Annotated in this window: 4 protein-coding genes, 3 tRNA genes and 3 rRNA genes; 1 reads left to right on the top strand and 9 read right to left on the bottom strand. The window is 58.4% G+C overall.

The features are described 5' to 3' along the window. Genes GV829_RS06190 through GV829_RS06180 form a run of 3 tightly spaced genes read right to left on the bottom strand, consistent with a single transcriptional unit; the run spans position 1 to position 4,387 of the window. Complete coding sequence (locus GV829_RS06190) at positions 1-1,626, bottom strand: carboxyl transferase domain-containing protein (RefSeq protein WP_169944937.1); 1,626 nt, start codon at positions 1,624-1,626, stop codon at positions 1-3. Continuing rightward, positions 1,623-3,233, bottom strand: a complete 1,611-nt coding sequence (locus tag GV829_RS06185) for an AbgT family transporter (RefSeq protein WP_169944935.1) — start codon at positions 3,231-3,233, stop codon at positions 1,623-1,625. Before GV829_RS06185 ends, GV829_RS06190 begins: the two co-directional genes overlap by 4 nt. After that, positions 3,233-4,387: an isovaleryl-CoA dehydrogenase gene (locus GV829_RS06180; RefSeq protein WP_169944933.1), complete on the bottom strand. Its 1,155-nt coding sequence runs from the start codon at positions 4,385-4,387 to the stop codon at positions 3,233-3,235. The genes GV829_RS06185 and GV829_RS06180 overlap by 1 nt, the downstream gene beginning before the upstream one ends. 194 nt (positions 4,388-4,581) lie before the next feature. On the opposite strand from GV829_RS06180, the gene GV829_RS06175 reads away from it, so the two are divergent. Continuing rightward, complete coding sequence (locus GV829_RS06175) at positions 4,582-6,339, top strand: flavin-containing monooxygenase (protein WP_169944931.1); 1,758 nt, start codon at positions 4,582-4,584, stop codon at positions 6,337-6,339. Positions 6,340-6,477: 138 nt separating this feature from the next. On the opposite strand, the gene GV829_RS06170 is transcribed toward GV829_RS06175, so the two are convergent. From GV829_RS06170 to GV829_RS06145, 6 genes are all read right to left on the bottom strand, one after another. Continuing rightward, positions 6,478-6,554 (bottom strand) — tRNA-Met (locus GV829_RS06170). A 115-nt stretch (positions 6,555-6,669) separates the two neighbouring features. Continuing rightward, positions 6,670-6,784, bottom strand: a 5S ribosomal RNA gene (gene rrf / locus GV829_RS06165). A gap of 137 nt (positions 6,785-6,921) precedes the next feature. Continuing rightward, positions 6,922-9,712, bottom strand: a 23S ribosomal RNA gene (locus GV829_RS06160). A 294-nt stretch (positions 9,713-10,006) separates the two neighbouring features. Next, positions 10,007-10,082: transfer RNA gene (locus tag GV829_RS06155), tRNA-Ala, on the bottom strand. A gap of 16 nt (positions 10,083-10,098) precedes the next feature. Beyond that, positions 10,099-10,175: transfer RNA gene (locus tag GV829_RS06150), tRNA-Ile, on the bottom strand. Between the two features lie 192 nt (positions 10,176-10,367). Beyond that, positions 10,368-11,856: ribosomal RNA gene (locus GV829_RS06145) — 16S ribosomal RNA — on the bottom strand. The 16S, 23S and 5S rRNA genes sit together here with 3 tRNA genes alongside, the layout of an rRNA operon. Positions 11,857-11,868 lie beyond the last annotated feature (12 nt).

The following is an 11,868-nucleotide window of genomic DNA, read 5'->3' as shown; positions in this document are numbered from 1 at the left end:
TCACATCCTAAACACGCCGAAGCCACGGTCTTCGACCGGCGCGTTCAGCGTCGCCGCCAGCGCCAGCCCCAGCACATCGCGGGTCTGCGCCGGGTCGATGATGCCATCATCCCACAACCGCGCTGTCGCGTAATAGGGGTTGCCCTCATCCTCGTATTTCTGGCGGATCGGGGCCTTGAAGGTTTCGGCTTCTTCTGGCGTCCATTTCTCCGCATCGCGATGCACCGTCGCCAGCACGCTCGCCGCCTGTTCGCCGCCCATCACGCTGATCCGCGCATTGGGCCAGGTGAACAGGAAACGCGGGCTATAGGCCCGGCCGCACATGCCATAATTGCCCGCGCCAAAGCTGCCGCCGATCAGCACGGTAATCTTGGGCACGGTCGCGGTGGCAACCGCAGTGACCAGTTTTGCTCCATGCTTGGCGATCCCCTCCGCCTCATATTTGCCGCCGACCATGAAGCCCGAGATGTTCTGCAGGAACAACAGCGGGATTTTGCGCTGCTGTGCCAACTCAATGAAGTGGGCGCCCTTTTGCGCGCTTTCGCTGAACAGCACGCCATTGTTGGCGAGGATCGCGACTGGCATCCCCCAGATATGGGCAAATCCGCACACCAAGGTGCTGCCATAAAGCGCCTTGAATTCGTGGAATTCGCTGCCGTCGACGATCCGCGCGATGACTTCATGCACATCATAGGGGGCGCGGACATCGTCAGGGATGATGTCGTATAGCTCTTCAGGGTCGTATTTGGGTGGGCGTGGCTCCCTAACCCCTCCACCGTTCGGCTGCGCCAAACGGTTCACCTCCCCGGAACGGGGAGGTCCGAGATGCGAAACTATGTCGCGCACGATAGTCAGCGCATGTTCGTCATTTTCCGCCAGATGATCGACCACGCCCGATTTTCGCGCATGCAAATCCCCGCCGCCCAGATCCTCGGCGCTGATTTCCTCGCCCGTCGCGGCCTTCACCAGCGGCGGGCCGGCGAGGAAGATCGTGCCCTGATTGCGGACGATCACCGTCTCGTCAGACATGGCGGGGACATAGGCACCGCCGGCGGTGCAACTGCCCATGACACAGGCAATCTGAGGGATTCCCCGCGCCGACATATTGGCCTGGTTGAAAAAGATCCGGCCGAAATGCTCGCGGTCGGGGAACACCTCGTCCTGATGCGGCAGGTTGGCCCCACCCGAATCGACCAGATAGATACACGGCAACCGGTTCTCGAGCGCAATCTCCTGCGCGCGGAGATGCTTCTTCACCGTCATCGGATAATAGGTGCCACCCTTCACCGTCGCATCGTTGCAGACGATCATGCACTGGCGGCCAGAGACGCGGCCGATGCCGCAGATCAGGCCAGCCCCCGGAATATCCTCGCCATAAAGGCCGTTGGCGGCGAGCTGGCCTAGTTCGAGAAAGGGCGAGCCCGGATCAAGCAACCGCTCAACCCGCTCTCGCGGCAGCAATTTGCCCCGCGCGGTATGGCGTTCGCGCGCCTTTTCCGGGCCACCCAGCGCCGCTTCGGCCACCCTTGCCCACAGCTCGTCACGCAGCGCACGGTTGTGCACAGACCTCTGCCGTGCTTGCGGGTCATCAGCATTATGGTTGGTCGAAAGGATGGGGGCGCTCATCGTCCACTTTCTGTCATCATCGCAATATGTACTTGCGCACCAGGGCCCAGCGGAAGGTCCAGCGCCACCCAGGCAATGGTCATGCTGATGCCCAATGCCATGAAGGTCAATGCATAGGGCAGCATCAGCGCCAGCAGCGAACCCACACCGATCGACCTGTCCCAACGCCGGGCAAAGGCGAGAATCAGCGGGAAATAGCTCATCAGCGGGGTCATGATGTTGGTGTAGCTGTCGCCCATGCGATAAGCTGCGGTGGTCATTTCCGGGCTGATGCCGAGCAGCATGAACATTGGCACGACAACCGGCGACAGCACACTCCACTTGGCGCTCGCCGACCCGATAAACAGATCAAGGAAGGACGAAAGCAACAATACGCTGACAAGCAAGACCGGTGCCGGCAAGTCCATTGCCTTCAGACTTTCGGCGCCATTGATGGCGATGATCGGGCCGATGCCTGACCAGTTGAACATGGCGACAAAGTGCGCGGCAAAAAAGACGAAAACGAGATAGGGGGCCATTGTTCGCACCCCATGCTGCATCATCTCCATCACATCACCGGCTGAACGTACCGTTCCCGCCGCCCGGCCAAAGATCGCGCCGGTGGAGAGGAACAGCAGGAAGAAAAAGGCGATCAGCGCGGCGTAAAGTGGCTGCAAGCGGGCCGTACCGGTCGCCTCATCATTGATCAGCGGCGTGTAACCGGGGACGACGGCGAGCGCGGCAAAGCCGGCGACAAGCAGCAATGCCAGCAGTCCCGCATGGCGCAGGCCGCGCCGTTCGTCCGCCGTCACATCATTGCGCGCCAGTTCGGCCTGTAATTCCTCGTCCGCCACGCCACCCCAGCGGCCCAGGCGTGGTTCGATCACCCGGTCGGTCAGATACCAGATGGCAGGCGTGAACAGGACAACGATCGCGGCAATAAAATACCAGTTGCCGAGCGGGTTCATCGTCCATGCGGGATCAATGATCCGCGCGGCCTCTTGGGTGAAACTGAACAGCAGCACATCAATCTGCCCCGGCACAACATTGCCGGCATAGCCCCCCGACACGGCGGCAAAGGCGGCGGCAAGTCCGGCCAGCGGATGGCGCCCCGAGACGGCGAACATGATGGCCGCCAGTGGAATGAACACGACATAGGCGGCATCGGAGGCGTGGTGCGACACCATGCCGATGATCGCCACCAGCGGCGTCAGCAGGGATGCCCGCGTCCGGCTGAGCGACAGGCGGATCAGCGCGGCAAACAGGCCGGAACGCTCCGCCACCGCTGCACCCATCATGATCGTCAGCACCAGACCGAGCGGCGCAAAACTGGCAAAGGTTTTGGGCATGTCAGTGAACAGGCGGCTGATGTTGCCTTCTGAAAACAGGCTGGAGGCCGTATAGGTCAGCACGCCATTTTCCAGCGTGGCAAAGTCAGGTGCCTTGTCGCCCGGATAGGCAATCGATGCCGACCAGCCGAGCCAGGCCCCCAGCGCCGACAGCAGCATCAGCGCGCCGATCAACCAGATGAAGATGATTGTCGGATCGGGCAGTAGATTGCCGACCCGTTCGACGAAGCCGAGAAAGCCGCCTTGCTGTCGGCCGGTCTGGTCCCCTGCCGCGCTCATCAGCCACCGGCCCCGATCACTTCGCGACCGATCAGCATCCGCCGAACCTCGTTGGTGCCGGCGCCAATGTCGAGCAGCTTCGCGTCGCGCATATAGCGTTCAACCGGCCAGTCACGGGTATAGCCAGCTCCCCCCAGCGCCTGCACCGCCTCATTGGCGACCTTCACCGCATTTTCGGAGGCGAGCAGGATCGCGCCCGCCGCATCATGACGGGTTGTCTGACCGGCGTCACAGGCCTTTGCCACAGCATAGACATAGGCCCGGGCAGAGTTGAGCGCGACGACCATGTCGGCAACTTTGCCCTGCATCAGTTGGAAGGAGCCGATCGGCTGGCCGAACTGTTTGCGTTCCCGGACATAGGGCAGGACCACGTCGAGGCAGGCCTGCATGATGCCGAGCTGCAACCCGGCCAAGACCACCCGTTCATAATCGAGACCCGACATGAGCACGCCAACGCCCCCATGCAGCGGACCCATTACCCTTTCGACTGGTACAAAACAGTCGCTGAAGACGAGCTCTGCGGTGGGCGAACCGCGCATGCCGACCTTGTCAATCTTTTGCCCGATGCTGAATCCGGCATCACCCTTTTCGATCAGGAATGCGGTGATACCCCGCGAACCGGCATCTGGCGCGGTCTTGGCATAAACGACCAGCGTGTCGGCGTAGGGCGCATTCGTGATCCAAAATTTGGTGCCGTTGAGCACATAGCCATCGTCAAATTCGCGCGCCTGCAGCTTCATCGAGACGACATCAGAGCCGGCGCCTGCTTCGGACATGGCGAGCGAGCCGACATGCTCACCCGAAATCAGTTTTGGCAGATAGCGGGCCTTCTGCTCGTCATTGCCCCAGCGGCGGATCTGGTTGATGCACAGGTTGGAATGGGCGCCATAGGAGAGGCCGATCGATGCCGATGCCCGCGACACTTCTTCCACCGCGACAACATGGTCGAGATAGCCAAGGCCCAGACCGCCCCATTCCTCCTCGACCGTAATGCCGTGGAGACCCAGATCCCCCATGGCCGACCATAATTCATCGCGCGGAAACCAATCGTCTGCGTCTATCCGCTTGGCCAGCGGTGCAATCTTGTCGGTAGCAAAGCGACTGACCGTCTCACGGATCATGTCGGCGCTTTCACCCAGGGCGAAATCGAGCATGCACTGTCTCCTCGCCAACACCGATAACCGTCTTCGCGAGGCGCTCCAAGGGGTTTGTAATAAAATTACGCACCCAGCGGGTGCGGCCCGCCAACCTGCTTGTCGTGACAAATTGCCACGTCCGGCGAAGTCTGACAGACTCGGGAGCAGGGAGAGGAAAGCAACGGCTTTCCACGTTGCACAAGGATAATATCATGGCGACATCGGCCACCACAGCATCTGTCACCGCGGCATCACGCCTCGATGCGTTGATCGTCGGCGCGGGCTTCGCCGGCATGTACATGCTGCACAAATTGCGAAGCGCCGGACTGGATGCCAAGGTGGTAGAGGCCGGCGCGGGCGTGGGCGGCACCTGGTACTGGAACCGCTACCCAGGCGCGCGGGTCGACATCCAGAGCCTCGAATACAGCTTTGGGTTTGACGAAGGTCTTGAGCGCGAATGGCGCTGGTCGGAACGCTATGCGCCACAGCCCGAATTGCTGCGCTATGCCGAACATGTGGCCGAGCGCTTTGATCTGAAACGCGATATCCTGCTCAACACGCGGGTGGCAACGGCCCATTGGGATGAAACCGGGCAGGAATGGCGGGTAACGACAGATGGCGGTGAGACGATCGCCTGCCGCCACCTGATCCTCGCTACGGGGTGCCTCTCGATCCCGACAGAGGTGACCTTCCCCGGTATCGAGAGTTTCGGCGGCGCGGTCTATCGCACATCGCGCTGGCCACATGAGGGCGTCGATTTCTCGGGCATGCGCGTCGGCATCATCGGCACCGGATCATCGGCGATCCAGTCAATCCCGATCATCGCCGAACAGGCCGAGCGGCTGACAGTATTCCAACGCACGCCCAACTATTCCATGCCTGCCCATAATGGACCGATCCCTGAGGCTGACCTTGAAGCCTGGGCCAAAGATCCGCGAGCCTATCGCGCGGCGTCAAAGGACACTATTGGCGGTTTCCAGAATGAGGCGAGCGAGGCGCTGGCCACCGATACCCCGCCCGAGGAAGTTCGCGCTGAACTGGAGCGGCGCTGGGCATGGGGTGGCTTTCGCATTCTCGGCGCCTTCGCCGATACATCCATCGATCCCGAAGCAAACCGGATGGTCCAGGACTTTGTCGCCAGCAAGATCCGTGAGCAGGTGAAGGACCCGGCAGTGGCTGACTTGCTGACGCCAAAGGATCACCCGTTCGGCACGAAGCGGCCCTGTGTCGACACCGGCTATTATGCCACTTTCAACCGCCCGAATGTCGAGCTTGTGAATTTGCGCAGCGAACCGCTGGTGGCGTTTGATTCAACCGGCATCCAGACCGAAGTTCGGAATTACACATTTGATGCCGTTGTGCTGGCGACCGGTTTTGACGCGATGACAGGGGCGATTGACCGCATCGATATTCGCGGCGCCGGCGGGCGGCGCATTCAGGATCACTGGGCCGAGGGACCGCGGACCTATCTGGGACTGATGGTGGCCGGATTCCCCAACATGTTCACCATCACCGGGCCGGGCAGCCCGTCCGTGCTGACCAACATGATCAATTCGATCGAACAGCATGTCGAGTGGATCGCTGATTGTCTGACAGTGTTGCATCAGCGCCAGCAGACCAGCATCGAAGCCAGCGAGGAAGCCGAAGCGGCTTGGGTACGCCATGTCGCCGAGGCCGTGACGCCGAGCCTGCTGCCACAAGCCAACAGCTGGTACATGGGCGCAAATGTTCCTGGCAAACCAAGGATGTTCATGCCCTATGCGGGCGGGCTCAACACCTACACACAGATTTGCCAGGACGTCGCCGACAAGGGCTATGAAGGCTTTGTCATCCGGCAGGGTGAACAGGTCCATTCGGATTCGCGCACATTCACCAGTCATCCGCCGATGCCCGACATCCCGGAAAAGCTGGTGCCGATCATCGTGGAACGGCTCACGGCTGCCGGGTTGCTGGACGCTCCGACAGGTTGATTCATGCCAAGGCAGCACCTGATCTGGCTGCAACGCCAAACGTGGGGCGTGAGCATGTCCATTTGCGAGCGACAGTTGACGGGCCGCGGTTGGCCAAACAGAAAAAGCCGCCCGAAGGCGGCTTTTCAAAGGGATTATTGGTTGCGGGGGCAGGATTTGAACCTGCGACCTTCAGGTTATGAGCCTGACGAGCTACCGGGCTGCTCCACCCCGCGCCAATATCAGCCGCCCGAGAGCGGCAAAAACACCAAAGGGGCGGGACCCGTACGGATCGCGCCCCTTGGCATGTGAATGGTCGCATCAAATCCTCACGCGCGCGCCGGCTGCAATGCCTGGCGACGACCTACTCTTCCAACGCTTAAGCGGTAGTACCATCGGCGCTGTCAGGTTTCACGGCCGAGTTCGAGATGGGATCGGGTGGGTCACTGACGCTATGGTCACCAAGCAATGGAGCCGGCGCGACTGGGAAACCAGAGGCTTCCGTGCGTTCGGGAGATGATGTGCAATCGATACCTGTTGGTTGGCTGATATGTGCCGCACCAAAGGCTGTCCAATGCAGGACTGCCGTTGATGGCGGGACTCTCAATGCGCGAAAGAGCAATTAGGACCGGTTAGCTCCATGTGTTACCACACTTCCACATCCGGCCTATCAACGTGATGGTCTATCACGGCTCGATGAAGACTTATCTTGAGGGAGGCTTCCCGCTTAGATGCTTTCAGCGGTTATCCCGTCCATACATAGCTACCCTGCTGCGCCACTGGCGTGACGACAGGTACACCAGAGGTATGTTCAACCCGGTCCTCTCGTACTAGGGTCAACTCCTCTCAATCTTCGACGCCCACGGCAGATAGGGACCAAACTGTCTCGCGACGTTCTGAACCCAGCTCACGTACCACTTTAATTGGCGAACAGCCAAACCCTTGGGACCTGCTCCAGCCCCAGGATGTGATGAGCCGACATCGAGGTGCCAAACGATTCCGTCGATATGAGCTCTTGGGAATCATCAGCCTGTTATCCCCGGCGTACCTTTTATCCGTTGAGCGATGGCCCTTCCACTCGGGACCACCGGATCACTATGACCGACTTTCGTCTCTGCTCGACTCGTCAGTCTCGCAGTCAGGCAGGCTTATGCCATTGCACTCTTGCAGACGGTTTCCAACCGTCCTGAGCCTACCATCGCGCGCCTCCGTTACTCTTTGGGAGGCGACCGCCCCAGTCAAACTACCCGCCACAGAGGGTCCCTCATCCCGGTTCAGGGATGCAGGTTAGACATCAGAAAACAACAGGGTGGTATTTCACCAATGGCTCCACCAGGGCTGGCGCCCCGGCTTCAAAGCCTCCCACCTATCCTACACAATTCTTTCCTAATGCCACTCTGAAGCTGCAGTAAAGGTGCACGGGGTCTTTCCGTCTAACCGCGGGTACTCCGCATCTTCACGGAGAATTCAATTTCGCTGAGCATCTCCTGGAGACAGTGGGGAAGTCGTTACGCCATTCGTGCAGGTCGGAACTTACCCGACAAGGAATTTCGCTACCTTAGGACCGTTATAGTTACGGCCGCCGTTTACTGGGGCTTCAATTCAGAGCTTGCACCCCTCCTCTTAACCTTCCAGCACCGGGCAGGCGTCACACCCTATACGTCGTCTTGAAGCCGACTTAGCAGAGTGCTGTGTTTTTGCTAAACAGTCGCTACCCCCTGGCCTGTGCCCCCCACAAATGGTTGCCCAAATGTGGGGCCTCCTTCTTCCGAAGGTACGGAGGCAATTTGCCGAGTTCCTTCAGGAGACTTCTCTCAAGCGCCTTGGTATACTCTACCATCCCACCTGTGTCGGTTTAGGGTACGGACTATACGGAGGGGCTATTTCCTGGAACCGCTTCGAAGCCTGATCAATCCAATAAGACCAGACAACATACGCGATCCGTCACACACCTCCAGGTTACGGAATATTAACCGTATTACCATCGACTACGCCCTTCGGCCTCGCCTTAGGATCCGACTCACCCTGCTCAGATTAGCTTTAAGCAGGAACCCTTGGGATTTCGGCGACAGGGCATCTCACCCTGTTTATCGCTACTCATGTCAGCATTCGCACTTCCGATATCTCCACGGCCCATTACCAGACCGCTTCACTGACTTACGGAACGCTCCGCTACCGCGTGCATAAATGCACACCCTAAGCTTCGGTGCACGTCTTGAGCCCCGTTACATTTTCGCCGCAGGATCTCTTATTTAGACCAGTGAGCTGTTACGCTTTCTTTAAAGGATGGCTGCTTCTAAGCCAACCTCCTGGTTGTTTTGGAAATCCCACATGCTTTCCCACTTAGACGTGACTTGGGGACCTTAGCTGTAGGTCAGGGCTGTTTCCCTCTCGACGACGGACCTTAGCACCCGCCGTCTGTCTGCCGGATAGTACTCATGGGTATTCGGAGTTTGGTTAGAATTGGTAGGACTCGCGTCCCCCGCATCCATCCAGTGCTCTACCCCCCACGGTATTCATCCGACGCTCTACCTCAATAGATTTCGCGGAGAACCAGCTATTTCCCGGTTTGATTGGCCTTTCACCCCTAAACACAACTCATCCGACAATTTTTCAACATTGATCGGTTCGGTCCTCCAGTGGGTGTTACCCCACCTTCAACCTGGTCATGCCTAGATCACCGGGTTTCGGGTCTAATACATCGAACTCAGTCGCCCTATTCAGACTCGCTTTCGCTGCGCCTACACCTAACGGCTTAAGCTTGCTCGATACATTAAGTCACTGACCCATTATACAAGAGGTACGCCGTCACATCACAAGGATGCTCCGACTGCTTGTAGGCATTCGGTTTCAGGTACTGTTTCACTCCCCTCATCGGGGTGCTTTTCACCTTTCCCTCACGGTACTTGTTCGCTATCGGTCATGCAGGAGTACTTAGGCTTAGAGGGTGGTCCCCCTACGTTCAGACAGGGTTTCACGTGCCCCGCCCTACTCAAGTCCTTCATCATCACTTTCGCATACGGGACTGTCACCCGCTATGGTCAGCCTTTCCAGACTGTTCTGCTAGTTGAAATGAAGGCACTGGCCTGGTCCCGGTTCGCTCGCCACTACTACGGGAGTCTCTGTTGATGTCCTTTCCTCCGGGTACTGAGATGTTTCAGTTCCCCGGGTTCGCTTCACCAAAGCCTATGTATTCAGCTTAGTGATACCCTATCCACCTCACTCCGCCACTGCCGAAGCAGTATCGAAGAGAAATGGTGAGGGTGGGTTTCCCCATTCGGAAATCGCGGGATCAAAGCCTGCTCACGGCTCCCCCACGCTTATCGCAGCGTGCCACGTCCTTCATCGCCTCTGCATGCCAAGGCATCCACCAAATGCCCTTACCTCACGCTTGAGAGTCCACACCACCAACGGCAACCCTGCGAAGAACGGTCCGGAGACCGGTGCAGAACCACCCTGGCAATGCGGCACAATTTTCTCAGCCATATATGTGATGACCGAAGAGGCGAAGTCGACAACCCTCCAAGGAGAGTGCCAGGCTTCATGCCCCGTGCGATCGGCCATCACGGCATCGATTGCTACCATTCACAATGTCAAAGACTTGTATGAAGCGCGCCAGCGTCTGGCGCACCAACCATCAGCCGAAGCTGACGGAACCGTTTCCGTTTCATCTTGGATTTCAAAAGACTGGTGGAGCCTATCGGGATCGAACCGATGACCCCCTGCTTGCAAAGCAGGTGCTCTCCCAGCTGAGCTAAGGCCCCCTACCATGTCTTGCGATGGTGGGCCGGGGAGGAGTTGAACCTCCGACCTCACGCTTATCAGGCGTGCGCTCTAACCACCTGAGCTACCGGCCCCAAACCGTCGCGCCAATAGCCGACCCGAAAGGGCCACGCTTGGCGCGGACAAGTAGGGCCTGCCCAGGCTGGCAACCATCCGAAGACAGTTGCAATCCAAGATGAAGGGACATGAGGACGGCGGCAATGTTCTTAGAATTCGATAGAAGCTCTTCCGGTCCGAAGATCGGCGCTTTCAGTCGAAATCCTTAGAAAGGAGGTGATCCAGCCGCAGGTTCCCCTACGGCTACCTTGTTACGACTTCACCCCAGTCGCTGATCCCACCGTGGTCAGCTTCCTCCCTTGCGGGTTAGAGCACTGCCTTCGGGTGAAACCAACTCCCATGGTGTGACGGGCGGTGTGTACAAGGCCTGGGAACGTATTCACCGCGGCATGCTGATCCGCGATTACTAGCGATTCCGCCTTCACGCTCTCGAGTTGCAGAGAACGATCCGAACTGAGACGACTTTTGGAGATTAGCTCACCCTCGCAGGTTTGCAGCCCACTGTAGTCGCCATTGTAGCACGTGTGTAGCCCAGCGTGTAAGGGCCATGAGGACTTGACGTCATCCCCACCTTCCTCCGGCTTATCACCGGCAGTTTCCTTGGAGTGCCCAACTGAATGATGGCAACTAAGGATGAGGGTTGCGCTCGTTGCGGGACTTAACCCAACATCTCACGACACGAGCTGACGACAGCCATGCAGCACCTGTGTGCTAGCCAGCCGAACTGAAGAAATCCATCTCTGGAAATCATACTAGCCATGTCAAACGCTGGTAAGGTTCTGCGCGTTGCTTCGAATTAAACCACATGCTCCACCGCTTGTGCAGGCCCCCGTCAATTCCTTTGAGTTTTAACCTTGCGGCCGTACTCCCCAGGCGGATAACTTAATGCGTTAGCTGCGCCACCCAAGCACCAAGTGCCCGGACAGCTAGTTATCATCGTTTACGGCGTGGACTACCAGGGTATCTAATCCTGTTTGCTCCCCACGCTTTCGCACCTCAGCGTCAATACACGTCCAGTCAGTCGCCTTCGCCACTGGTGTTCTTCCGAATATCTACGAATTTCACCTCTACACTCGGAATTCCACTGACCTCTCCGTGATTCAAGCTATCTAGTTTCAAAGGCAATTCCGGAGTTGAGCTCCGGGCTTTCACCTCTGACTTGAATAGCCGCCTACGCGCGCTTTACGCCCAGTAATTCCGAACAACGCTAGCCCCCTCCGTATTACCGCGGCTGCTGGCACGGAGTTAGCCGGGGCTTATTCTCCCGGTACTGTCATTATCATCCCGGGTAAAAGAGCTTTACAACCCTAAGGCCTTCATCACTCACGCGGCATTGCTGGATCAGGCTTTCGCCCATTGTCCAATATTCCCCACTGCTGCCTCCCGTAGGAGTCTGGGCCGTGTCTCAGTCCCAGTGTGGCTGATCATCCTCTCAGACCAGCTAAGGATCGTCGCCTTGGTGAGCCTTTACCTCACCAACTAGCTAATCCTACGCGGGCTCATCCTTGGGCGATAAATCTTTGGTCTTTCGACATCATCCGGTATTAGCTCAAATTTCTCTGAGTTATTCCGAACCCAAGGGTAGATTCCCACGCGTTACGCACCCGTGCGCCACTAGACCCGAAGGTCTCGTTCGACTTGCATGTGTTAGGCATGCCGCCAGCGTTCGTTCTGAGCCAGGATCAAACTCTCAAGTTTGATGTTCCTGAC

The organism is Sphingomonas lacunae (assembly GCF_012979535.1).
Taxonomy (GTDB): Bacteria; Pseudomonadota; Alphaproteobacteria; order Sphingomonadales; family Sphingomonadaceae; genus Sphingopyxis; species Sphingopyxis lacunae.
This window is presented reverse-complemented; position numbering and strand designations above follow the sequence as displayed.

What these genes read in the sequence shown, in the direction of transcription:
- GV829_RS06185 (WP_169944935.1), bottom strand. Translation starts at nt 3,233, where the DNA reads ATGAGCGCGGCAGGGGACCAGACCGGCCGACAGCAAGGCGGCTTTCTC.
- GV829_RS06190 (WP_169944937.1), bottom strand. Translation starts at nt 1,626, where the DNA reads ATGAGCGCCCCCATCCTTTCGACCAACCATAATGCTGATGACCCGCAA.
- GV829_RS06180 (WP_169944933.1), bottom strand. Translation starts at nt 4,387, where the DNA reads ATGCTCGATTTCGCCCTGGGTGAAAGCGCCGACATGATCCGTGAGACG.
- GV829_RS06175 (WP_169944931.1), top strand. Translation starts at nt 4,582, where the DNA reads ATGGCGACATCGGCCACCACAGCATCTGTCACCGCGGCATCACGCCTC.